Source organism: Candidatus Methylacidiphilales bacterium (assembly GCA_030054035.1).
Classification (GTDB): domain Bacteria; phylum Pseudomonadota; class Gammaproteobacteria; order JASGCS01; family JASGCS01; genus JASGCS01.
On record JASGCS010000005.1, the window covers coordinates 14,530 to 39,256 of the forward strand.

Here is a 24,727-nt window from a genome sequence, read left to right on the forward strand (position 1 = left end):
AAAATTATTTGATACCAGAAAGTACCTTTTTTAATAGAAGTGGCGGAACACTTTCCCCGAGACATTTTCTGATAAGAATTTCTGGCGTATCTTGTGGCACATTCCATTTTTCAGGCAATGAACTTAATATCATCAATTCCAAAGGGGTTAAAACTCTTGCGTCAGAATATGTTCCGTCTTTTAACTTTCTTCCCGGATGAACATTTAGTTGAGAGCTAATAGCGTCATTTCTCATTGTGATAGTTGGTGAAGGTTCATCCCATTTTATTCGGCGATAAGTTGTCATGTAACTTTTGATTGTTTCGCCGTTGTCTTTTTTGGGAAAATATTTCTTGTTTTCAAAAGCAGATTTTCCTGTTGGTGTGTTCTTCATCCACAAAATATGATTGTCTGCGTGTTTCCTCGCAAAATGCCAAGATAATTTTGATTTTTGGTTAGCTTCCAAGCTCGGTAGATGACCAATAGCTTCTTTAACTGTCTTTGATTTTTCTTTTGTCGGCCAAGCCCACTGCAAGCCCTTTTTGTGCATTTTTATAATTGCTCTTTTTCTTTTTTGAGGAACGCCGTATTCGGAGGTATCCATAACCCGTGCTTCAATTTCGTAATCCTTACCATACAAACTAGACAAAATTTGCTCTAGGGTTAGTAGGTTATTTTTGAATGGAAGTTTTAGTTTTAGAAAGTTCGGTACATTCTCAATCAGAATATACTTTGGTTTTTTAATGTTTATAAAATCAATAATTTTAAACACTAAATGATTTCTTTGATCATTTAACATTGTTTTTTGATCTCTATTCTTTCCAGCCATGCTCATACCCTGACATGGAGGAGTCGATATGAGAAAATCGACATTATTACCAGAGTGTTCCAAAATACTCTTAAATATTTTTTTATCTAAAATGTCGCCAGCGATCATTTTTGTATCACTGTATAATTTAGAATATAGTTTTGCCCTATCTTCTAGTAACTCATTAGCAACTATAATTCTTACCCCAATATCCTTAAAAAAGGCTTCTCCAATGCCAGCACTTGAGAAAAGAGATACTCCCTTTAATATTTTTTTAGTAGTGCTTCTCATAGATACTATTTTAGTAATTCATTAACAGAAACACTAACAGCCTTTGCCAATTTTGCGATTGTCGCAAGTGTCGGATTTGTCTTTCCGTTCTCTATGGTACTAATAAACCCGCGACTTACTCCTAAGTCCCGCGCTATATCTCCCTGCGATATGCTTTTTTTGGTTCTGATTCTTTTCAGATTCAGACCCAACTTTGTAGATTCGTTTTGCATTATCCACATTATATCGCATTGTTATAGTATATCACAATGTTATGATATACTATAACAATGATGCCCGCCCCGAATTCCCCCAAAACAAAAAGAAGAGCGAATGGAAAAAGGCGAAGCGTCTGGTATTTTGGCGTGGCATCCCGATAGACTTGCGAGAAACTCGGTAGATGGAGGAAAAATCATCTACCTCGTTGATACTGGCGTGATCGTAGAAATGAAATTTCCAAATTTTTGGTTTGATCCGACACCGCAAGGAAAATTCATGCTCTCAATCGCTTTTTCGCAATCCAAGTATTATGTGGACAATTTGAGTGAAAATATCAAGCACGGACATAGAAACAAAGTGAAGGAAGGAATATAGCCTCAAATGTCTCCGATTGGATATGTGAACGAGAAAGGAAAAGGTATTGTGCCACATCCTGAACTTTCGATTTTAGTTAAAAAGATATTTGAGGCATATGCAACGGGAAACTTCACTTTGCGGGAAGTCCGCGACAAATTTAACGGACTTGGATTGAAACGAAAAAGCGGAAAGGAACTTGCGGTGTCGAATTATCAAAAACTTATCAAAAATCCTATCTATACGGGATTGATGAGGTATAACGGGGAGATTTTTGATGGCAAGCATGAACCGATTATTACAAAGAAACTTTTTGATTCCGTTGCAGAAGTGATGAGCCGAAAATCTAAACCGCATAGCAAAGGTTTGAAACCATACATCTATCGCGGATTTTTCCGTTGCGGAGAATGTGGTTGCTTCATTACTACCGAAACGCAGAAAGGTCATAACTATTTGCGTTGCAACAAACGGATAAATCCTTGTTCACAAAAATATGCTCGCGAGGAAATCATCACTTCAGAAATTCAAAAGGAAATCAAAAAAGTTTCTTTGCCAGACGATTGGGCTTCTTGGATGTTGGCGGAAAATAGAAAGGATATGTTGAGTGAAGCCCAATCGTCTACGCTTTTTGCAGACAACACAAAAACGAATAATCGGTTCGAACTTACCGAAAAGTTTTTGAAATACAATATAGAATTGACAAACGAGTGTACAAATGAAGAAATACTTCATTTGTACAAAAAAGCCGGTTCGAACTTTCAAATTAAGGATCGAACCGTACTTTTTGAGCCACGCGGAGCGTGGAAAAACCTTTTGAATTCGGGAATTTTTGGCGGGAATGCGTTTGTGTCGGCACTTCATGCAGACCCCCTTCGGCTTCCGATTCCGATTTTCAAGTATGGCGGAGAGAAAGGGATTCGAACCCTTGAAATGGTATTAGCCATTTACTCACTTTCCAGGCGAGCTCATTCGACCACTCTGACATCTCTCCGTTTTTTTTATTTTACATTGTTGGGTGGTTGTGAATACACCACTGGACCTGATTGAAGTTTTTTACTGTCCATAGGTACTATTCTTGCAAGTCCATTGTTAGAAACTTGTTCCACTCTTAAAATGGAGTGGAGTGGAAGGAATAACTTTTCTGTAAATTTAAACTCTTCGCGAAGCTTCTCTTCTGAAGGATTTGCTATGATGTCAGATTGAAATTCTGTAAAGGTTATACCTTCTATGACGACAAAACCAAATAGGTCTGCTTGGTAAAAGTTATGCGCAAATAGTTCATAGACTGAGTCTTCAGTTTTAAATTTAATTCTATAGATTTTAGTTTGCATTTATTTGATTATAGCATAAAAGCCTACTCCCACTCAATCGTCGCTGGTGGTTTGCTCGTTATATCATAGACTACTCTTGAAATACTGGGAAGTTCATTGACGATTCTTCTGGCTACTAGTGATAGGAAGGAGTGAGGTAATTCTGTGTGGGTTGCGGTCATGAAGTCTGTTGTGTTTACTGCTCTGATTGCGATGATGTACTCATACACTCTGCCATCACCTTTTACTCCGACAGTTTTTTGAGGTATAAAGACACAGAACGCTTGGCTACATTGGTTGTATAGATTGTGCTGATATAGTTCTTTTAAAAAGATACTGTCTGCAATTCTGAGTATGGCTAACCTCTCTTCAGTAACTTCACCTAGAATTCTTACCGCAAGGCCAGGTCCTGGGAATGGATGTCGGTTAGTCATTTCGTCCGGGATACCTAACTCTTTGCCAATTGCTCTTACCTCGTCTTTGAATAAATGTGAGAGAGGTTCTAGAATTTTAAGATTCATTTTTTTAGGTAGCCCCCCAACATTATGGTGAGATTTGATGACCTTTGATTTTTTTGAAAGGACTGCTGATTCAATGAGGTCGGGGTAAATTGTTCCTTGCGCTAAGAATGCAATGGGCGCCTGTTTTTTAGCATATTGTTCAAATACACTGATGAATGCCGCACCTATTTTTTTTCTTTTTTTCTCAGGATTGGTTTCTCGTTTAATGGTTTTAAGAAAAATCTTTTTAGCATCGATTACCGTTAAGGTAATCCCAGTCAGTTTTTCAAAAATTTGTTTGACATAAGCGCTTTCTTCTGAACGCATTAAGCCATTATCAACATGCACACAATGAAGATTTTCTCCAATGGCGCGATGCACCAGTATTGCGCAGACGAGAGAATCTACTCCCCCCGAAAGAGCAAGGAGCACATGTTTATTTTCACAGGTACTTTTTATCTGTTCAATTTGTTGGGCAATGATAGATTGTGGTGTCCAGGTTGATTCACAATGGCAGATTCTATGCACGAATCTATTTATAATTCTTTGTCCTTGTAGAGTATGGGAAACTTCAGGGTGAAATTGAAGGCCATATATTTTCCTTACATCGTCTGACATTGCAAGTATAGCGCCTTGGCTGTTTGTGGAATTAATCGTGAATGATGGTGGTGCTGTGAGAACTGAGTCACTATGGCTCATCCAGGTGATGAGCTTTGATTGACCCTTCTCGTCAAAAGAATCTTCAATACCATTAAGTAATAGACTTTGATTATTGATGAGGATTTCTGATCTACCAAACTCACTACCGGTATGGCTTGCGACTTTTCCACCAAGTGCTTGTGCGATGAGTTGCATACCATAACAAATTCCAAGTAAAGGTATTGATGCATGTAGTAAGTACTCAGGTAGAATAAAATCGTCCTCAGCTGAAACTGAATCAGGGCCACCTGATAAAATCACCCCAGAAGGTTTGTGGCTCATTAAAACCTCTTTGGTAATGTCACAGGGAAGAATAATTGAAAAAACATTCGCTTGACGAATTCTCCGTGCGATCAACTGGGTGTATTGTGATCCAAAATCAAGAATCACAATAGTGAATTTCTCTGAACCGCTCTCCATTATCGATTGTAATTGGGGGAATCTTTGGTTATGACAACATCATGGACATGGCTTTCTGTTATGCCCGCTGTGGTGATGGTAATGAGGGTAGATTTTTTTTGAAGATCCGGGAGTGTGGCTGATCCGCAGTAGCCCATTCCAGAACGAAGCCCTCCAATTAATTGGTAGAGCACTTCTTTCACTTCACCTTTGTAAGGAATCCTACCTTCTATTCCTTCAGGAACTAGTTTATCCAATCCTCGTTCTTGAAAATATCTATCCGCTGATCCTTGCGTCATAGCGCCAAGTGAACCCATACCTCGATAATTCTTATAATATTTTCCTTGATAAATCTCTGCTTCCCCAGGTGCCTCCTCAGTGCCAGCAATAAGGTTGCCCAACATCACCGCATGAGCTCCGGTTGCAAGTGCCTTTACAATATCTCCAGAATAGCGAATCCCGCCATCTGCTATGATTGTAACTGAAGATCGCTTAAGCGCATTAGCAACATCCTGGATAGCAGTTATCTGAGGCACACCAACACCAGCAACGATTCTGGTAGTACAAATAGAACCAGGACCAATCCCAACTTTAACACAATTCACACCAAGACTTGCTAGTGCCTTTGCGGCTTTTGCAGTAGCAATATTACCAACTATTAAATCAGTATTTGGGAATTTCTTTTTTATCCATTTGGTCGCTTCTAAAACCGATTTACTATGTCCATGCGCAGTATCTAAAGCAATAATGTCAGCCCCTGCTGCAAGTACTTTTTCAGCTCTTTCAAAATCATGAGGCCCAATCGCGGCGCCGACTCTTAGTCTACCTTTTGAATCTAACGTTGCAATGGGAAAATTATCACTTTTTGAAAGATCTGATTTTGTAATCATACCAAGTAATTCTCCTTGTGGAGAAACTATCAAAACTCGCTCTATTCTATGAGTGCGCAATAGATTTTCTACTTCCTTTTTGGAAGTGTAAGCCGGAAGGGTTACCAGTCGTTCTCGTGGAGTCATGATAGTAGTAACCGACTTTGAGGAAGCGGTTTCAAATCGCAAATCTCGATTGGTTACTAATCCAGCCACGGTGTTAGTTTTTTCGTCAATGATTGGCATTGACGATACTTTGTGACGCTGGGTAAGTTCCATAATTTCTGTAATGGTGTGATTGGTGGTTGCAGTAATTGGTTTATGCACCACCCCACTTTGGTAGCGTTTGACATAGTGGATTTCTTTTGCCTGTAAATCAGGGGTTATATTTTTATGAATAATTCCTAGTCCCCCTTCCTGGGCCATAGCTATAGCCATACGATGTTCAGTTACCGTGTCCATTGCCGCAGCTATTATGGGTATTTTTAGGGTAAGTTTTTTTGTGAGGATAGTTGACACATCGACATCTTTAGGGAGAACATCCGAATAATCTGGTATCAGTAGGACATCATCAAAAGTCAATCCTTTATTTGATATGATTTTCTTTATCATTATTGTTGCTATTTTACTGTATTCTATTATGAGGAACAGAGGTATGAATTTCACAGAACCATATTGTAGCGTTAGCGAACTCACTCAAGAAATTAAAAAGGTACTTGAATATCAGGTAGCCCCCCGATGGATACGAGGTGAAATTGGCAATATGAGTGAGCCGTCATCTGGGCATTGGTATTTTAATTTAAAAGATGCAAACTCAATGATTAGATGCTGTATGTTTAAATTTTCTCAATCGGGAGCAGCAGTAAAACCAAGAGAAGGTATGGAAGTTATTTTATTTGGTACGATTTCAGTATATGTAGCACGGGGTGAGACTCAAATAATTGTTTCAAAATTAGTGGAATTTGGGGTTGGCGCTTTGGCAATTACTTTTGAATTGTTGAAAAAGAAATTAGAGGCCGAAGGGCTTTTTGCCCAAGAAAGAAAAAAAGAGTTGCCGACAGCTATTGATACAATCGCACTGATCACCTCCCCAACTGGAGCCGCGCAACATGATGTGGTTGTGACTCTTGAAAAAAGGTGGCCTCTCATGGAAGTTAATTTTTATCACACTACCGTGCAAGGGCAAGGTAGTGTTGAGGCAGTATGCCACGCACTGCAACAAGCATACCTAGATACTAGCAATCAAGTAATTTTACTCGTTCGTGGCGGAGGATCTCTCGAAGACCTTTGGACTTTTAATGAAGAAAAAATAATCAGATTGATAGCTAAGTCTCCTGTGCCAATTATTAGTGGGATTGGTCATGAGAATGACTTTACCTTAACTGATTTTGTCGCTGATGTTCGCGCATCAACTCCTACCGCAGCAGCAGTGTTAGTAACGTTAGATCAATTTGAAGTACGAGAAACAATCTCGCACTATTCTGACAATATAAAACACACTATGTACACATTGCTAGAGCAACACGCTATGGAACTAGATTATAAACAACGCACCCTTGCACATCACCACCCACACATGTTGGTAGAACATTTAGAAAACTCAATTCAAAATAAACAAGACAAATTACAATACTACTGGAAAAGTGTTTTTGACAAAAAATCCTATCAACTCTCTGAGCTAATCAATTCGCTTAGATTGAATAATCCCATGGCACTTTTACAGCGAGGGTACGCTATAGTACAGGATCAAAGTGGCAGATTAATTACTGACAGCGCTGCATTAACTGAGGGGCAAGTTGTTAAAACAAAAGTCGCTACCGGCGAGTTTAGTTCAAAAGTTACTTCTATTGATAGTGTAAAATAGATGACTAATTACCTGGAGGTTTGTGATGATTAAGAAGTTAAAAAAGAAATCTAACAAAATAAAAATTAAACGAACACTATCCAAACGGCCTAGCAAAAAAATTACTTCTCGTAAAATTGTTAAGGTAATCGCTAAGACTGCTAAAAAAAAGACTGCGCGCTCTGAAAAATCGCTAACTCCCAAACAAAAATTAATTAACCTGGTACGAGTTCGTAATACTAAGCTAAAAAGCAAGCTCAAGTCAGAACATATTGTAATTGCAAGGGCAGTTGATAACACTAATTCTACCACCCCGCAAAATATATTAGAGTACGAAAAAGCAAAATTAAGTAAATTAAAAAAACAGAGTAATTATCTACAAAAAAAAGATGTTGAATTTTTCAAGCAATATTTTGCCAATAAAAAAGATCTTTTACTTAACGAGATGAATCTAACCAAAGATCACCTTCAATCTGATTCAATTAATTTTCCTGACCAAACCGATCGAGCCACACAAGAAGAAGAGTTTTCTATTGAACTTCGCACAAGAGATCGTGAAAGAAATTTATTAAAAAAGATTGAACACTCAACAAGACTACTAGAAAAAAATCAATTTGGTTTTTGTGAAAGTTGCGGTGATAAAATTGGTCGAGAACGATTGCTTTCCAGACCAGAAGCAACCCTTTGCATACAATGTAAATCTGCTAAAGAGCGAGAAGAGAGGCAAACTCGCCATAGTCATGGGTAGTGTTTGTGTTAGCTAACGTTTTATATTAAACTTCATAACGCTCGAAATTATTTTTATCGTCAGCGTTATCGCTGGAATGCATAGGAGGGAGTGGCACCACTTCTCTTGAAGTAAATGTTACTATCGGTTTGTTAAACTCAAGTGATATTGAGCCGACTGGGCCATTTCTGTGTTTTGCAATTATTAATTTACATTGTAAATAATTAGTTTTCTTATTTTCATCTTTTTCGTCTTGATGTATAAAGAGCACAATATCGGCATCTTGTTCAATAGTACCACTATCGCGCAAGTCGGAAAGCTTAGGCTCTTCCCTGCCTCTTTTTTCAATTTCACGAGATAGCTGTGACAGTGCAAGCACCGGAACTTGGATTTCTTTAGCTAATTGCTTCAAAGACCTAGTTATCTTTGCGATTTCATTTACTCTATTATTTTCTCTCTCATTTGAGCTCATCAACTGAATATAATCTACTACGATAAAAGAAAGTTTATGTTTTCTTACCACCATCCGAGCTATAGTAAACAAATCCAATGGAGTAAGTGCAGAAGCATCTTCAATAAATAGAGGGAACTCCTGCTCATCTAAACTGAGCACTTTATCTATCATATCAAAATCGGACTGAGATTGTAATTTGCCAGATCGAATGGTCGCGTGATTAATATTGGTTAACGAAGATAGCAATCTAACCACCAACTGTTTACACGACATTTCCATGCTAAAAAATAATACTGGTAACTTGTTGAGCGCAACCGCTTGGGTAATGTTTAAGGCTAGGGCGGTTTTGCCATGTCCTGGCCTAGCTGCTAATACAATCAAATCACCGGGTTGAAAACCTAACGTAATTTTATCTAGTGCTGGAAAACCACTTGAGATTCCAAGTAAATTGGTTTCTCGGTCTTGGTTTCGCTTGATATCTTCTCGAATAGAAGAAGAGAAGGCGGAAATATGCGCAACATCACTTTTTAACCCACCATGTTCTTGAATTTTCATCAAGTCAGTCTCAATAATTCGGATGATATCTTTCGCAGACTCTCCCTCAGGGTACAGTGCGTGTTTGGTAGTTTTTTCACCAAAAATTGCAAGCGCCCGTAACAGTGAAGCGTTTTTTAAAATTTGCGCATAGGTTTTAACATGGGCAGCAGATGGGTTTTCTGAGACAAGATGTAGTAAGTACGATAACCCTCCTACTTGTTCAAGATGGTTATTATTACTTAAGAAATCAGCCACCGCTACTACATCAAAGGTATGGGTATGGATTGCAATTTGTGTAATGGCTTTAAAGATCTGCCGATGGCTGGTTAAAGAAAAGTCTTCGACTGTAATTTTATCAAATACTTCCACCCAAGCCAGCTCACTTTGCATCAAACAACCAAGTAATGAGGCTTCAACTTGTTGAAGTCTTTTTAAGTCTTCATTGCGCTCTTTTTGATGCGGGAGTAAACTGTAATGTTGTTCTGGTCCCACGAAAAAACAAATATTAAGATTCTTCTGCTTTAACTGTTAATTGAATAGTAGAAATAATATCCAAATGCAACCTGATAGAAATAGGAAAAATACCAACTTCTCGAATCGGGCCATTGGGCATAAGCACTTGCGAACGTCCAATAGAAAATCCAAGTTTATTAACCGCACTAGAAATTATCGTCGTACCAATAGAACCGAACAACTTCCCTTCTGAATTGGCAAGTGAATTAACAACAACTGCTAATCCTTCAAGCGCAACTGCTACGCTTTGAGCATCAGTGGTGCGTTTTGACTCTTGATCAAGTAATTTTTCTTTTAACTTTTCAAAAATTGCAAAATTTTCTTCGGAATAAGGTAGTGCCTTTTTATTTGGTATAAGGTAGTTTCTGCAATAGCCATTCTTAACTTTAACTTTCTCCCCAATTGAACCGAGATTTGCAATACGTTCTAATAAAATAACTTGCATAAAAATTATTGTTGTAACGAGTGACTATCTGTGTAGGGAAGTAACGCAATAAATCTGGCTCGTTTAACCGCGAGACTAAGTTGTCGTTGTTTTTTTGAATCCATAAATCTAGATTTTGGAGAAAGAATTTTTTTTGTTTCGCTTAGAAACGGCACAAGCGACGCAATGTCTTTATAGTCAAACATTTTAGGAGGTTCACGTAAGATTGGATAATCTAGTCGAGTAAGTTCAGATTTACTAATTGAAAAACTTTTGCTTTTTTTATTTTTAGGGGCTGCCATTTGTTTAGTTATATCCGTTCTGTAATTGGTGCTAGAAGAGGGTCATCGCTCAATTCGGAGTTGTTTTCCACTTCTGAACTTTCTTGCAACTGCTTTCGTTTTAGAAACAACGATGTCTCTGAGATTGCTTTATCCATCCGAATGATCAAAAAACGCATTACTGAATCGCTAAATCTAAAAAGTTTTTGAAGTTCATGTAGCACATCGCTATTACATTCTACATTTAATAAAAGATAAATTGCTTTAGTTAATTTTTCAATTGGGTACGCTAAGGATTGTCTTCCCCAGTTCTCGTTTCTATATATCTTACCGGAGCCTTTTTCAATCATACTTACATAACGCTCAAGCATTGCATCAACCTGATCCACTCGATCTGGATGTACTAGAATTACGATTTCGTAATGATTCATCTTTGTTTTAATGGACATAAGGGCTGATAGTATACCATAAACAGGGTGTATTGTTCAAGCAATCCCTTGATTTCTTTGACGGTTAACTTCGTAACAAAGTATACCACATGCCACCGAAACATTAACACTCCCTATCGCACTTTTCATTGGAATTGTTGTTATAAGATCGCACGAATTGATGAGCAATTGCTTAAGCCCTTGCCCTTCACACCCTAAACAGATAGCAACAGGGCCAAGTAAGTTTACGTCTTGAATATCTGAAGCTTGCTGAGCCACTGTCGCAATACAAGTTACTCCCTGGTCTTGTAATTTTTTTAAGGCAAAGCTTAGGTTTGATACGACCACCACTGGCACCGTAGCTCCACTTGAAGCTTTGCTAACTAGAGGCGATACACTTGCAGTCTGATGTTTAGAAATTATCACTGCGGTTGCACCAAAAGCGTCTGCTGAACGAATGCACGCACCTAAATTTCTAGGATCAGTAATTCTGTCAAGCACAATGATGAGTGGTGTTGGTTTCGCATGAGGTAATCGGTCAAGTAATTGGTTAAAGCTGAGTTGCGATTTACTTTCTTTGTTGAGATACGCAATCACTCCTTGGTGATTAATATTTGGAGAAATCTCATCTAATCTAGAACGAGAAACCTCAGAGATCGCACAGGATTTAGTATTAGCAATTTTTCTTATTTCCTCCATTCTCTTATCAAGGCGTTTACAATCAATAAGTAGTTGTGACACTCGGCTCGGTTGATGCGATAGTAACGATAATACCGCATGGATTCCAAAAACTTTCTCAGTAATTTTTTCTTCGTTCATGCTTGGATTGAGGTATTAGTTTAGAACTTACGGTCGTGGTGATTTTATAACGATCAAAATCAATATCACTAATGGTAACTTCTATAGTTTGTCCAATTGAAAAATAATCTTCTAAGTGAAGTGATGTTCGCGTTCGTGAACGAAACCTTCTCGATCGTATGGAATCAGTTTTAAATTTGCAAAAGGCCTCTACACCATATTGAGTTAGGTACACAAACGCACCATGTTTATAAAAACTTACAATTGTAGCTTGGGTTTGGGTAGAGATTTTTTGTTTTACATAGAGACAACCAAGCAATGCTTGATGGGTTCTGCTCGCTTGCTCTGAGGTTCTTTCCCGGTCTGAACAAATTGTAGACACTTCAGTAAGAAAACTTTTGGAATACGGTACCTGTTTGGTAGTACTAGAGAGCGATTGTAGTAATAGCCTATGTGCGATGATATCACTGTATCTTCTAATTGGAGAAGTACAATGAGTGTATTGCTGTAGGGCTAAGCCAAAATGCCCAAATGCATCAATGGTATAACAAGCGTGGGGTAAAGATTGCAATACTAAAGGATAGAGTTGTGGAGCCAGAACATGCTTTTTAATTTGCTCAAGTAACATTGCATAATAAAACTTTTTTTCTTGACTTGGTGGTGGTAACGCTATAGCAATACCGTACTTTTTCATGGTGGATTGTAATTTGATTATGTCATCGAGGTGAGGTGGTTGGTGGGTTCGATAAATTGCTCCATCTGGGTATTGTTTGAGAAGGTAATTCGCCATACAGGTGTTGGTAAGCACCATACATTCTTCTACAATGGATTGGCTTATCAGGGGTTCTTTTTTACCGATCTGTTTAACATTTCTTTCAGCGTCAAGAGTAATTACAGTCTCTTTTCTTTCTACATGAAGTGCTTTTCTAAGCATTTTTTTGTGTTCAAGCACTATGCGTAATTCATTTAGTTTTAGTAAAAAAACTGTGAGGGGATCTGACTGATTATTTGCAATAAGTAATTCGTCTACCTTTTGATAGGTAAGCCGGTGTTTTGAATTAATTATGGCACGCTTAAATTCATATTTTGAAACATCTCCATCGTTAGTCAAATCCATAGTACAAAGTACCACGTACCTATCGGTATGTGGAAGGAGAGAGCACACACCTTCACTCAGTGCTGGTGGTAACATTGGAATAACAAAGTCAGGGAAATAAATTGAAGTGCCTCTTTTTTGTGCCTCAATATCTAAAGCACTTTGAGGAGTAACAAAAAAGCTCACATCAGCTATTGCAACATGAAGTTGAAATGTGTTGTTAGGTAGTTTCAACAAACAAATTGCATCATCAAAATCTTTGGCATCATCTCCATCAATAGTAACAAAGTGTAGATTTCTCGCGTCATATCTGGGTTCTTTTTCAGCTCGGGTACCGGCGTTCGCCAATTGCTCAGCTTGATCTAACTGCTTAGCGGTAAATTGTGCCCGTAGCGCGTACTGCTTTACAATCAGATCTATATCTTTAGGTATCGTATTAATTCTGTTCATACATCTTTGTTAGGGTAAAATTATCATGCGTGCCGAGGTGGCGGAACTGGTAGACGCGCTAGTTTCAGGTATTAGTGAGGAAACTCATGGAGGTTCAAGTCCTCTCCTCGGCACCACACAATATTTTCACGATTGGTGCCAACAGAAATTATTGCTATGGAAACCCCAACTTCTTGTTCAATCAAACTAATAAATGATTGCATTTCAGTTGGGATTTTGTTTTTATCAGTTATGTGATTAGTTGATTGTTTCCACCCAGGTAACATGGTAAAAATTGGTTTGCAAAACTCAAGCTCATTCATATTATCTGGGGGGTAGCGAAGTAGCCTACCGTTACAATCATACATGGTACAAACAGAAATAGTATCAAAGGTATCAAATACATCTAGTTTAGTTATACATAGACTGGTCACCGTTCCTTGCCTCACCGCATGTCGTAACATTGGCAAATCCAACCACCCACACCTTCGCTTTCTACCAGTGGTAGAACCAAATTCACTACCTTTTTCCACTAAATAATCTTGTATTGGACCTTCAATCTCAGTAGGAAATGGCCCTCCCCCAACTCGAGTGGTATATGCTTTGCAAACACCTAGTACAGAAACTGGATTGCTGGGAGATGGGACAATTTGAGTGCCAGTAAGCAATCCAGCAAATGTGGAGCTAGAAGAAGTAACATATGGCCAGCTTCCTGCGTATAAATCAAGCATAATTCCTTGCGCACCTTCAAAAAGAATTGGTCGATTTTTTTCTAATGCATCACGCAGGAGGGTGTTGGTATCAACAATAAAAGGTGAAAGTGTTTGTTTGGCAAACTCTGCATCGCAACAAAGTTTTGAATAAATCACATCAAACGGTTGCTGCATAATGACAGAAGCGTGATGTGCAAGGGTGTGAAGTTTATCTGGTAAGTTAGGAGAAAGCAAATCATAGAGACGAATAGCTCTTCGCGCACTTATATCTTCGTAGGCAGGACCGATACCCTTGCCTGTCGTACCAATTTTTTTGTTACCGAGACTTGTTTCACGCATACTATCAAGGTCACGGTGGAGTGGAAATAATAACGCACAGTTGCCAGAAATAGCTAAGCGACGATCAAACCCAGGCATCAGCGTGGAGACTTGTTTGATTTCCTCTTGTAAGCCATAGGGATCTAACACTACTCCTTGCGCAATAACGCATGTAGTATTGGGATGAAAAATCGCAGAAGGAATTAGATGAAGTACAATTTTTTTACCTTGATGATATAAGGTATGTCCTGCATTATTTCCACCAGAAAATCTTACCGCGTAGTCATATTGACTCGCAAGGGTATCAACAATTTTGCCTTTACCTTCGTCACCAAAATGGGTTCCAACTATATACAATAATTGAGGAACATGCTTCATGACGCTCTTCCAGAAAGATTGCAGAGTGCATCAATCATAAGTGAAAACCCAACTGCGGATCTGGGTTTATCATGGAAACGATACAGCCCGTCATATCTACCTCCGCGAGCCAATTCATTGTTATTGAGCGTTGTGTAAGCGGTAAAAACCAACCCACTTTTATAATGGTAGCCATGTAATTCTCCGAGATCTATGATACATGTTATATGAGGCAGATTTTTCTTAATATACTGACAGATTGATTTAACTGAACGGGCGGTTTGCTGTAACTCTAATTGCATAGCAAGATGTTCAATTGTTTTGAATGTAAGTGATGACTGAGCATCTCCATGGGCGTCAAGCAACAAATGTAATAGTTTTTGAGTTGCAGCTGTCAATTTGTAATGATTAGAAAAAAGATTTAAATCTGTATGTGATTTTAATCGCACTAATACCAATAGCTCTTGTAACAACTTTTCATTTCGATTTTCTGAGTTAATTTTTGAAACGATATTCTGAAAAAAACGAACATCTCCTATAATCAAGTGAATCTGGTTGCAATTAGATTTCCTGAGGAGCTGATAGAGCAATGTGATAACTTCCACATCACCTTTTTCGCCCTCTACTCCAAATAATTCCGCACCAACTTGTACTTGGTTCCTCTGTTGGAGTGGGTGCTGTGGTTTAGTGACATAGACTGAGGTTGCATAGCAAAATCTTCTTGGGATAATTTGATTATTACTCAGTTCCGCATCAATTCTCGCGACCTGTGGAGTTGCGTCTGCACGAAGTAATAAGGTTTTTCCACTAAATGGATCAGGTACTAAAAATGACTGGTTAACGAATTGTACTCCAAGGGTAGCGCCATACCGTTCGAGATCATCTAAGGCGCAAGGATCTATTAACTGATATTTTTTTGCACAGAGTATATCCAAAAAAATTCTCCTAAATTTTTCTACTTGAGTGGCTTGTGCAGGTAGTAGGTCTTTTAATAGCGGCGGTTGCATTCGTTACTGCATCAGCGCATATCTTTAAAATAGCGCATAAATTCAGAATCACCGTCAATTACTAAGATATCATTTCCGGAAGTATAAGATTTTTTGTATGCTTCAAGACTTCTATATAACTTAAAAAATCTAACATTTTTTCCATACGCCCTTGCATATATTTGTGAAGCCTTTGCGTCGCCCTGCCCTTTTAGTATCTGGGATTGTTTGTAGGCCTGGGCGAGAATCTGCTCACGATCTCTATCAGCTTTTGCTTGGATTTGTATGGCTTGTTCTTTACCTTCCGATCTGAATTCTTTAGCTACAGAAGCTCTTTCCTTAATCATTCGCTCATAAACAGAATCACTTACCGATTCTGGAAAATCTACTCGCTTTACTCTAACATCAATCACCGTAATACCTAAATTGCTGGCCTTACTTAACACAGTGTCTAACACTGCTTTTGTAACGATATCGCGTTCACTCGTAATGGCTTCTCGTACTGTACGACGACTAAACTCACTCTTTAGGATATCATTAACAATTGAAATAAGCCTACGTGCAGCAATGGTTTCGTCACCTGAGACATTAGTATAAAAATCTTTTAGATTGCTTATTCTGTATCTAATAAAATAATCAACAAGTAAATTTTTCTTTTCTAATGTTAAAAATCTTTCTGCTGGCTGATCTAAGGAAAGTAACTTTCTGTCGTACAGGTAAATTTGGGTAAGGATAGGAATCTTGAAATGAAAGCCAGGTTCAATAGTGTCCTCGCCAATTTTTCCTAAAAATTTTGAAATTGCAAATTGATCTTCCCTGACTTGATAAAAAGAAGAGGTGAGAATAGTAAGAGCAAGTAACCCTAATCCAATTTTAATAATAATAGTTTCTTTCATAGGTTATCGCACCAACCTGCTTCTCGTATCAGAATTCTGCTGACGCAATTGATTTTCGTTAGTCGTGTTTTGATTTTGGCTTGGTGAAGACTGATTAAGCTCTTGATTAGCACTTAGATTTTTCTTAATAGAATCTAAAGGTAGATAGAGTAGCTGTCCTGACTTTGGATTACCTACATAAACTTTAACATTTCTACTGTATATATCAGAAAGTGTCTCTAACCAAAGTCTTCGTTCAGTTACTTCAGGCGCTTGAACATATTCAGAAAGAACATTCAAAAACCTAGAAGCGTCCCCCTCTGCTTCAGCGATAACACGAGATTTATAGGCATTAGCTCCCTCAAGGATTTTCTGAGCGTCTCCTCTTGCAACCGGTATAACTTCATTACTATACGCTTCCGCTTCATTAATGTAACGTTGTTTATCTTCTCGGGCTTTATTGGTATCGTTAAAAGCATTTTGAACTTCTTCGGGTGGTTGGGCCTCTTGGATATTTATGGTTTGAAGCGTTATGCCGATTTGATAGTCATCAAGGATTTGAATGGCACGCTCTCTGGACTCTTGAGCCACTACCGGTCTTCCTTCAAGAAGAACATAATCTAGGGTATTTTTTCCAATTACTTCTCTCACAGTACTATTAACCACTTCGCCCACTACCGCCTCAGGATTTCTAACATTGAATAAAAATTTAATTGGATCGCTGACGATATACTGCACTTCGTAATGAATTTTGACAATATTTTCATCTCCAGTCAGCAAGGTTGAACTATAACTTGTTGAGCGAACTTGTTTTATGTTAACTCTGATAGGAGAATCTATAAAAAAAGGCGCCCAATGGATTCCGGGGTTTTGTAAGGTGCTGTATTTTCCAAAACGAAGTATCACAGCGCGTTCTTTTTCATCGACGATATAAAACCCTAAAACAAACCAGATTGCAAATAAGATCCCTAATCCGATTAAAAATAGTTTTGAAGGAGGCAACGCATTATTGTTAAAAAAGTTAGAGTCATTATCATCTGAACCTTTATGGTTATCTCGATAGTCTTCATTGGAATTCGGCCTACCAGAAAGAAAATTTTTTAATTTTCTTCCTACTGAATCTAACCACTCATCAAGATCAGGGGGCCCCTGAGAAAATCGTCTAGTAAACAAATCTAACATACGATATTTATTTTACTATAGTTATTATGGATTTGACTTGCTATCAAAGAGTGGATAGTGGGCAATTGCGGTTGATTGAGAGCAGATAGATAGATGCGGTATTTATTTTGTTCGGGTAAGTATACCGAGCTACTTGGAACGTTTATCAAATCAATTTTATTGTATATTTCAATAATAGGAACCGTGGATAAAACACCGAGCTCACTCAATTGATTTTCAACCACAGCGATTCGATCATGGTAACCTACCCTTGCGCAGTCAATGACATGGAGAATCAAATCAGCTGAGAGAATTTCTTCCAAGCTCGCTGTAAAAGCCTCCTTTAGTTGTTTGGGTAAATGTGAAATGAAGCCCACAGTATCTAACAATACTACTTCGGTAGTCCTTTCTAATCCAGTCACAAAGATTCGCCTTGCCAGCGGATCTAAGGTTGCAAACCACTGATCCGCTACCACACGGTTAGCGCGACTAAGCGCATTAAATAGTGTGGTTTTACCTGAGTTTGTGTAACCTACAATTGCAATTCTAAATACAGAGTCACGCTTTCGGTACTGAAACTCTTTTCTTCTTAATGCGACTTTTTTTATTTTTTTTCTAAGCGAAGTTATTTTAACATCTAGCCCCCGGCGATCAGATTCAAATTGAGTTTCACCTGGTCCGGATCGCGTACCAGTTCCCCCTCGTTGTCGTTCTAAATGAGTCCAGTGCCCAACTAACGATGCTCTTGAGATTTCAAGCCTCGCGAGTGACACATGGAGCTTGCTATCAGAACTAACCGCATGTTTTGAAAATAATTCTAAGATGATAATATTTCTTGTTCTAACTTCTAGTTTTAAAAATTCTTTTATGTTTAGTTCTTGACGAGCCGAAAGCGAGGCATTAAAAATCACCGCCTTTGCATTTTGCAATTTGGCGGCCTGTTGAATTTGCTCTAAACGATCATTAGAAATAAATGTATTTGTATTAATATGGCTGAGGGTGAATCGTATTTCCTGCATGGTGCTATACCCAGCTGCGGCGCAGAGTTTGACCAGTTCAAGTTCTTCAAATTGAATTAGCTTTAAGTGCTCTAGGATATAGTGGTTATAGTTAATGTGGATTACTAGGCAACGCATTATTTTTTTATTGAAGCGATAGCTTGAAAAATTGCTTGAGGGAAAACGCACACTTGACCAAAGAAATAATTTCGTATCCAAGTAAATTGTTTCTTAGCCAAATGCCGAGTTGCAATAATTGCATTGCTCCTCATTAATTGGTAAGAATATTTTCCTTGGAGGTATTCAAAGACTTGTCTGTAACCAACCACTCGAAAAGCGGGGCAATGGTTAGTTAATGAATGTGTTTTTAACAAACATTCGCTTTCAGCAACTAGCCCTTTCTCCAACATTTGATTAAATCTAGTCTCAATTCTACTATCCAATTCTTTTTTTGTAAAAGGTACAAACACAAAAGGATAAATAGTGATGGGTTTGATGGGATTTACAAACCATCCGCTTAATAAGGATTGCACATACATCAAGGTGCCACCCACCATAAGTGCTCGATTGCCTCTCTGTGATATTTCATCACAGAGAGAATACACATCGTTACAAAACCTCGCCGCGCTGTAACTTTGGTGAGGTTCAATAATGTCAATGAGGTGGTGGGTTACCTCACTTCTCTCTTGGAGGGTCGGCTTATCAGTACCAATATCCATGCCTTTATATACCATTCCAGAATCAACACTAATCAATTCAAAATTATATTCTTTTGCAAGCGTTATAGCCAGTGCGCTTTTGCCTGAGCAGGTTGGGCCACTAAGACTAAAAAGTGTGAGTTTATTCATTTCCATATAATTGAATAAAATTAACATTAGTAGTTAAGAATTTTTTTATCCCTTTTGCAATAGCATTAGTTAACGTATCTAACCAAGTCGAATTTAAGAGATTTTGCTCATCCTTGCGATTAGATAAAAAACCCATTTCTATAAGCAACGAGGGGAAATCAAAAGACTTCAGCACTTGAAACGCCGCCTGTTGCACTTGATGATTGTGGATGGCAGATACTTTGCTAATTTCTGGCAATAACATAGCACCAAGCGCAGTGGAATGGATTAAGCTTTTTTGACTTAAATCAAGCAAGGTTTTTGCTAGGTCTTTTGGTATAGAACGCAATTCAATTTTTCCATAGCCCAACACAGCATCTCCCGGCCGATCTAATAAACGCTTAGACTTGCTCGACGCTGCGATAATAGAAAGAGCAAAAACACTTGCACCATTGGCCTTGGTGTTATGCGCTGAGTCAGAATGGAGCGAAATAAATAGACCGGCTCGGTATTTTTGCGCAAACTCCACCCTATCTTGAAGTTCCACAAATACATCCTTGTCGCGGGTGAGTTTAACCACTACCGAAGGTATTTTTTCTAACTTTTCTTTAAGCATTAAGGCGGCTCTGAGATTGATTTGCTTCTCATATACTTTTTTTCCGAGCGCCCCAGGATCCTTGCCTCCATGGCCAGGATCTATGACAATGACTAACCGCTGTGCATTACCTGTGATTGATTTTTTTGGAACCAGTGATGTTGTAGGTTGGGTAATAGCTGGAGATGGTGCGGCGGAAGCGGAGATGGGGGTGGTGGGGGTGGTGCTTAAATCTTTAATGAATCGTATCACTACATTATTTGTTTTTAATTCCTGCTGAATAGAAATGTTTTTAGTAGCGTATATAAAAGTCGCAAATAGGGTAGAATTTTTTTGCTCGACAGTAATCTCAGAAACAAAGTCATTTTTTAAGCGAGATAGTTGTGCTAATAACGCAGAAATATCTGTTTGAGTTTGCTCAAAAGAAATTAGAAGTCTTCTCGGGGCTTGTAGCTCATACGCCTTCACTGATTGATTAGCGCTAAGATAAAATTGTATCGTGGCGTGTTGATTGTCTTCAGCGCGCTGTAACACATATGAAAGTGTGTTAGCGTGAACTGGTAAAAAACACCATGACAGTATCCAGAGTAATACCCACATTGCTAAGCTGTTAATTCTTACCATGACATGAGCGCTATTTGTCTAATTTGATTTTGGAATAAAAAAGTCAAGGTGTGGTTCGGTTTTGGGAGGTATGACTCCCATAGGCTAGCCCACTCAATCAAAATTAAATCACATTGCTGATAGACTTGATCTAGTCCGAGTGGATGTAACTCCAGTTCCGAGCTAATTCTATATAAATCTATATGGGCCACGGTTGCCCGCTCTAACGAATACCATTCAATAATTGAATAGGTAGGGCTTTTGACTATTTCAAGACAATGTAAAAACGCAAGTAATTGGTTTGCAAAAAAAGTTTTACCTGATCCGAGTTCGCCTTCAAGATGAATAATCACTTGTTTGTCAGCAATAGTATTTTTTATTTCCTGAAAAAAAGGAAATAAATCTTCTTCAGTATTGTTGATTATAATTTTAGTTATGGGAGTAATGTGATGGGGGATGGGTGATTCAATGTAGTTACTAAACTACGTATTCCGAGATTTGATGCCAATTCCTCCATTACCGATAATTTTGGAGAATAATCAATCAATGATGCATTTGCATCAATAGATTTGGCTACAGATCTATAATCACCAATTTCATCTATAATTCCCAATCCCAAGGCCTGCGAGCCTACCCAAGCCCTACCATCAAATAGTGGTTCTGACTCTTTTAGCCTGTCACCTCTCCCTTCCTTAACTGAAGCAATAAAAGTCTTATGTATTTCGTTAAGCATAGTTATAAGATATTTTTTGTCGCGATCTTTAGAAGGGGAAAAGGGGTCAAGCAAATCCTTGTGATCTCCAGCAGTGTAGAGTCTACGCTCCACGCCGTAGCGTTTCATGAGTTCTGAAAAACCAAAACTATCAAAACGAACTCCAATTGATCCGACAATACTTGCGTTATTTGCATAAATTTTTTTGCATGCCGATGCGATATAGTAACCCCCAGAGGCAGCGTACTCGCCCGCTACGGCAACAATATTTTTTTTAGGGTATGTTTTTGATAATTCCCTAATTGCACGAAAGATAATATCACTTTCCACAGCACTCCCCCCTGGGCTATTGATATATAAAATAACGGCCTGACTATTTTTATTTTTAAATGCATTTTCAAGGCTATCAATAATCGAGTTAGAATTGGTGGTGTGATTTAAAGAATCTATAACCCCTTCTAAGCGAATCAGTGCAATATGATTTTTCTGAGTTGAAGAAGTGGTGCTTTGGTTTTCTGAAAAAATCAAACGGGCAACTATAAAAGTAACGAAAAAAAGATACCCCCAAAATAACAATCTAAAAAAAATCGCCCAGCGTTGGGTTTTGCGATTCTCTTTAATACTGGTCAGTACAATGTCTTTTAAAACTGATTGCTCATCCATATTGATTTATATTTTACATTATAGAATCAAAGTATGAAGGAGGCTGGCAACGAAACGCATGTTGACTACCATGATGGTCAATAAATGAAATTGATTCTGCATGTAAGAATAGCGGGGAGTGTTTAGGCGCGCTGTCATCATACCAACTATCGCCAAGGATCGGTAAAGCCAGATATTTTGCATGGGCTCTAATTTGATGCAACCTTCCATGGGTAATAGCAATACGCACCAAACTATATTTCTGATTGGTTTTTAATAGCTCAAATTTTGATTCTGCGTCCTTACCTTCTTCAGCCACCACGCTTCGTTTTTGACCACCAACATCAGATCGGATAATTTGAAGTTTCTTATTAACGGTGATATAGCTCCAGGGAGCAACGCCATTTAAAATCGCAAGGTAATTTTTACGAACCTCACTAAGCAAGAGTAACCGATGAAAATGCCTTAAGAATAAATGATTTTTCGCCACACATAAGCACCCACTCGTTAGCCTATCTAATCGGTGTGCAAGATGCAGTTTTATGGTCTCAGGATAAAAACGAGAAAGCTCTGTTAGTACGGTGCTTTTAATCTGTGTCCCCCCATGCACCGCGAGTCCAGGAGGTTTGTTAATTATTATAAAATCCTCATTTTCAAACAAAATTCTCGACTTCCAGATTTGGGTAACTTTTACATCATACTCTTGCTCACCCCTAGATTGGCTTTCCATCATGTCTGGGTGCATGACCAGATCCCCTTCCTGTAACCGATAATGTGCTTTACTTTTTGCTCCATTAATAGTAATTTTTTTAACTCGAATAAGCTTTTGAATCAACGAAGTGGAAATCCTCGGTAAAAGACTCTTAATAAAGTGATCTAATCTTCGCAAACTCTGGTCTGCGCCAATAATGGTTGTCCTAAAACGCATTGTAAAGGTCAGGAAGAGTTAATTTCATGTGGTATAATAGGGGTCAACTTGCTTTTGTAAAGCAAAATAAATAACTATGGTCATGTATCAAGAATATTTTAATGCACATTATTTAAGGACGCAACAGTCCGATGTACTTTTATACACTGGCTCCACCTTTAACGGAAACAATATTAATGAAAAAAATACTAATCAATGTAACCCACCAAGAAGAACTTCGTTTTGCTACCGTAGAAAATGGCAAATTGGTGGATCTGGAAACACAGCATACACATTTTAAAAGAAAGCGATCTAACATATATAAAGGAATCATCGGAAGCTATCTACCTAGTTTAGATTCAGTTTTCGTAAATTTTGGTAGTGAGCGCCATGGGTTTTTACCTATTTCTCATATTGATTTTACTCTTTTGGGATGCGATGAAGAGTCTATTAAGTTGAATAAACTAGACTATAAAGAAATTCTCAAAAAAGGTAATACGATAATCGTACAAGTTGAAAAGGAAGAGCGAGACTCAAAAGGAGCCTTTCTTACTATGAACTTTAGCATAACTGGAAGAAATTTAGTTCTCCTACCTAACTCAACCAAAAGTAGAGGTGTTTCAAAAACCCTGGCAAGTGATGAGCGAGCGCAATATCGTGAAATTATCCAGCAGCTCGTGTTACCTGAAAAAATGGGTTTGATCATTAGGACTGCAGCGCAGGGTAAAGAACTTGGGGAGCTTCAGAACGAGCTTGATGTGCTCATTAATACCTATAAAGAAATCATAGAACAACATGAATCAGTACAAGCCCCTTGTTTGTTGTTTGAAGAAGATAGTCCGGTATTTAGTTTTATCAGAGATAATTTGAATCAGTCTGTTGATGAAGTATACATAGACGAGCCTACTATTTTTGAGCAAGTAAAGGAAAAAATGGCATTAAGCATGAGCTCTGAAATTGAAAAACTAAGGCACTACGAAAGCGGCATGCAACTCTTTAACTTTTTCGGCATTGAAACCGATGTTGAGTCAATTCATCAGCGCAAAATTAAACTTCCCTCTGGTGGTGAGATCATTTTTGATCCCACTGAAGCACTCACCGCTATAGATGTAAACTCAGCAAGAGCAACCTCTGGAGGAGGTATTGAAGAAACTGCGTTTAATACCAATATTGAAGCTGCCAATGAAATTGTGCGTCAACTTAGACTTCGCGATGTCGGTGGTCTGGTAGTAATAGATTTTATTGACATGGGCTCAAGCAATAACCAAGATAAAACCTATAAACATATGCTCTCTATTACTGAAAAAGATTCAGCGAGAATTCAAATTGAGCCTATTTCTAAATTTGGATTGATGGAGCTTACAAGACAACGCTTAAGACCTTCCCTACTGGATAGTAGTTATCCGCTCTGCCCGACTTGCTTAGGTTCTAGGCATGTGCGATCTATAGAGTCTTACGCAATTAGCACGCTAAATCTAATTGAACAGCAAGCTGCACAGGCTAACAGTGTAGAAACAGTGGTGGTACTTGCCGAAGCTATCGCTACATATTTGTATAATGAAAAAATTTATGACTTAGCAAGATTACGGGAACAGTATGGAAGAATTATCTTAATCCCCTCCTATGATTTAATGCTCCATCAAATTGAAATTAAAAGAATTGAAAAAGGCAAACAACGCGAATCAACTGAATATCTACAAGAGGTAAAAGAACAGCGGGCAAAAAACCTCTTTAAAGAGTATCGAAAAAACAATGACCTTCGTGAAAAGAATCAAGATCGCGCCAAAGTCAGCCTTGTCTATAGACCTGATAAAAAGAGTTTAGCGCAAAAAATTAATTCATTTTTCCTAAATTTGTTTAAGAAAAAAAATTTCGTTCCGAGTAAACAAACTGCACCGAATCCTAACTCTCGAAATATGCACCGAAGACGAAAACCAAAAAAATTTGACAACAGAAATCGGAGACCGACCAATCCATGATTCACAAGCGCCGAGGTGGCGGAACTGGTAGACGCGCCAGACTCAAAATTTGGTAATGGCAACATTGTGCGAGTTCGACTCTCGCCCTCGGCACCACTATGGATAGGGCAAAACATA

The 24,727-nt window shown here is 38.3% G+C and carries 24 protein-coding genes and 3 tRNA genes; 7 read left to right on the plus strand and 20 right to left on the minus strand.

Annotated elements, in window-relative coordinates; genetic code table 11:
* Window positions 1-4: 4 nt before the first annotated feature.
* A complete protein-coding gene (locus QM538_04705; protein ID MDI9347785.1) occupies window positions 5-1,078 on the minus strand; it encodes a DNA cytosine methyltransferase in 1,074 nt (357 codons plus the stop codon).
* 312 nt (window positions 1,079-1,390) lie between these two features.
* On the opposite strand from QM538_04705, the gene QM538_04710 reads away from it, so the two are divergent.
* A complete protein-coding gene (locus tag QM538_04710; protein ID MDI9347786.1) occupies window positions 1,391-1,651 on the plus strand; it encodes a recombinase family protein in 261 nt (86 codons plus the stop codon).
* Between the two features lie 878 nt (window positions 1,652-2,529).
* On the opposite strand, the gene QM538_04715 is transcribed toward QM538_04710, so the two are convergent.
* From QM538_04715 to guaB, 4 genes are all read right to left on the minus strand, one after another.
* Window positions 2,530-2,621 (minus strand) — tRNA-Ser (locus tag QM538_04715).
* A 7-nt stretch (window positions 2,622-2,628) separates the two neighbouring features.
* Window positions 2,629-2,961, minus strand: coding sequence for a DUF1820 family protein (locus tag QM538_04720; protein MDI9347787.1), 333 nt, complete (start codon window positions 2,959-2,961; stop codon window positions 2,629-2,631).
* 23 nt (window positions 2,962-2,984) lie between these two features.
* Window positions 2,985-4,559 (minus strand): glutamine-hydrolyzing GMP synthase, encoded by a 1,575-nt coding sequence (guaA, locus tag QM538_04725; protein ID MDI9347788.1) that lies wholly within the window; start codon window positions 4,557-4,559, stop codon window positions 2,985-2,987.
* The gene (guaB, locus tag QM538_04730) at window positions 4,559-6,019 is read right to left on the minus strand and encodes an IMP dehydrogenase (GenBank protein MDI9347789.1); all 1,461 of its coding nucleotides are present in this window, start codon (window positions 6,017-6,019) and stop codon (window positions 4,559-4,561) included. Before guaB ends, guaA begins: the two co-directional genes overlap by 1 nt.
* A 43-nt stretch (window positions 6,020-6,062) precedes the next feature.
* On the opposite strand from guaB, the gene xseA reads away from it, so the two are divergent.
* Together xseA and dksA are read left to right on the plus strand one after the other, a co-directional pair.
* On the plus strand, window positions 6,063-7,271 hold the full coding sequence (gene xseA / locus QM538_04735) for an exodeoxyribonuclease VII large subunit (protein ID MDI9347790.1): 1,209 nt from the start codon (window positions 6,063-6,065) through the stop codon (window positions 7,269-7,271).
* Window positions 7,272-7,296: 25 nt separating this feature from the next.
* Window positions 7,297-7,998: an RNA polymerase-binding protein DksA gene (dksA, locus tag QM538_04740; protein ID MDI9347791.1), complete on the plus strand. Its 702-nt coding sequence runs from the start codon at window positions 7,297-7,299 to the stop codon at window positions 7,996-7,998.
* A gap of 25 nt (window positions 7,999-8,023) precedes the next feature.
* On the opposite strand, the gene dnaB is transcribed toward dksA, so the two are convergent.
* Genes dnaB through QM538_04770 form a run of 6 tightly spaced genes read right to left on the minus strand, consistent with a single transcriptional unit; the run spans window position 8,024 to window position 12,958 of the window.
* Window positions 8,024-9,460 carry a replicative DNA helicase gene (gene dnaB / locus QM538_04745; GenBank protein ID MDI9347792.1) on the minus strand — a complete coding sequence of 479 codons (1,437 nt, stop codon included), beginning with the start codon at window positions 9,458-9,460 and terminating at the stop codon, window positions 8,024-8,026.
* Window positions 9,461-9,473: 13 nt separating this feature from the next.
* A complete protein-coding gene (rplI, locus tag QM538_04750; protein ID MDI9347793.1) occupies window positions 9,474-9,926 on the minus strand; it encodes a 50S ribosomal protein L9 in 453 nt (150 codons plus the stop codon).
* Between the two features lie 5 nt (window positions 9,927-9,931).
* On the minus strand, window positions 9,932-10,207 hold the full coding sequence (gene rpsR, locus QM538_04755) for a 30S ribosomal protein S18 (GenBank protein ID MDI9347794.1): 276 nt from the start codon (window positions 10,205-10,207) through the stop codon (window positions 9,932-9,934).
* 8 nt (window positions 10,208-10,215) lie between these two features.
* Window positions 10,216-10,635 carry a 30S ribosomal protein S6 gene (rpsF, locus tag QM538_04760; protein MDI9347795.1) on the minus strand — a complete coding sequence of 140 codons (420 nt, stop codon included), beginning with the start codon at window positions 10,633-10,635 and terminating at the stop codon, window positions 10,216-10,218.
* A 36-nt stretch (window positions 10,636-10,671) separates the two neighbouring features.
* Entirely contained in the window at window positions 10,672-11,433 is a 762-nt protein-coding gene (gene rlmB / locus QM538_04765) for a 23S rRNA (guanosine(2251)-2'-O)-methyltransferase RlmB (protein MDI9347796.1), read from the minus strand.
* Complete coding sequence (locus tag QM538_04770; protein ID MDI9347797.1) at window positions 11,411-12,958, minus strand: ribonuclease R; 1,548 nt, start codon at window positions 12,956-12,958, stop codon at window positions 11,411-11,413. Before QM538_04770 ends, rlmB begins: the two co-directional genes overlap by 23 nt.
* Before the next feature lie 31 nt (window positions 12,959-12,989).
* On the opposite strand from QM538_04770, the gene QM538_04775 reads away from it, so the two are divergent.
* Together QM538_04775 and QM538_04780 are read left to right on the plus strand one after the other, a co-directional pair.
* Window positions 12,990-13,074 (plus strand) — tRNA-Leu (locus tag QM538_04775).
* Window positions 13,075-13,591: 517 nt separating this feature from the next.
* Entirely contained in the window at window positions 13,592-13,801 is a 210-nt protein-coding gene (locus QM538_04780; protein ID MDI9347798.1) for a hypothetical protein, read from the plus strand.
* A gap of 541 nt (window positions 13,802-14,342) precedes the next feature.
* Here QM538_04780 and QM538_04785 read toward each other — a convergent pair.
* The 9 genes from QM538_04785 to QM538_04825 are packed head-to-tail and all read right to left on the minus strand — an operon-like array spanning window position 14,343 to window position 22,652.
* Window positions 14,343-15,332, minus strand: a complete 990-nt coding sequence (locus QM538_04785) for an ATP phosphoribosyltransferase regulatory subunit (protein ID MDI9347799.1) — start codon at window positions 15,330-15,332, stop codon at window positions 14,343-14,345.
* Between the two features lie 11 nt (window positions 15,333-15,343).
* Entirely contained in the window at window positions 15,344-16,207 is an 864-nt protein-coding gene (gene hflC, locus QM538_04790; protein ID MDI9347800.1) for a protease modulator HflC, read from the minus strand.
* Window positions 16,208-16,210: 3 nt separating this feature from the next.
* Entirely contained in the window at window positions 16,211-17,368 is a 1,158-nt protein-coding gene (gene hflK, locus QM538_04795) for an FtsH protease activity modulator HflK (protein ID MDI9347801.1), read from the minus strand.
* A complete protein-coding gene (gene hflX / locus QM538_04800; protein ID MDI9347802.1) occupies window positions 17,362-18,483 on the minus strand; it encodes a GTPase HflX in 1,122 nt (373 codons plus the stop codon). Before hflX ends, hflK begins: the two co-directional genes overlap by 7 nt.
* Entirely contained in the window at window positions 18,483-19,193 is a 711-nt protein-coding gene (locus tag QM538_04805) for a tRNA (adenosine(37)-N6)-dimethylallyltransferase MiaA (GenBank protein MDI9347803.1), read from the minus strand. The genes hflX and QM538_04805 overlap by 1 nt, the downstream gene beginning before the upstream one ends.
* Window positions 19,186-20,391: an N-acetylmuramoyl-L-alanine amidase gene (locus QM538_04810; GenBank protein ID MDI9347804.1), complete on the minus strand. Its 1,206-nt coding sequence runs from the start codon at window positions 20,389-20,391 to the stop codon at window positions 19,186-19,188. The genes QM538_04805 and QM538_04810 overlap by 8 nt, the downstream gene beginning before the upstream one ends.
* The gene (tsaE, locus tag QM538_04815; protein MDI9347805.1) at window positions 20,385-20,792 is read right to left on the minus strand and encodes a tRNA (adenosine(37)-N6)-threonylcarbamoyltransferase complex ATPase subunit type 1 TsaE; all 408 of its coding nucleotides are present in this window, start codon (window positions 20,790-20,792) and stop codon (window positions 20,385-20,387) included. The genes QM538_04810 and tsaE overlap by 7 nt, the downstream gene beginning before the upstream one ends.
* Window positions 20,793-20,803: 11 nt before the next feature.
* Complete coding sequence (sppA, locus tag QM538_04820) at window positions 20,804-21,745, minus strand: signal peptide peptidase SppA (GenBank protein ID MDI9347806.1); 942 nt, start codon at window positions 21,743-21,745, stop codon at window positions 20,804-20,806.
* Window positions 21,746-21,758: 13 nt separating this feature from the next.
* Window positions 21,759-22,652, minus strand: coding sequence for an RluA family pseudouridine synthase (locus QM538_04825; GenBank protein MDI9347807.1), 894 nt, complete (start codon window positions 22,650-22,652; stop codon window positions 21,759-21,761).
* Window positions 22,653-22,828: 176 nt separating this feature from the next.
* Between QM538_04825 and QM538_04830 the strand changes: the two genes are divergently transcribed.
* Entirely contained in the window at window positions 22,829-24,610 is a 1,782-nt protein-coding gene (locus QM538_04830) for an Rne/Rng family ribonuclease (GenBank protein MDI9347808.1), read from the plus strand.
* Window positions 24,611-24,619: 9 nt separating this feature from the next.
* Window positions 24,620-24,706: transfer RNA gene (locus QM538_04835), tRNA-Leu, on the plus strand.
* The last annotated feature ends 21 nt before the right edge of the window (window positions 24,707-24,727 follow it).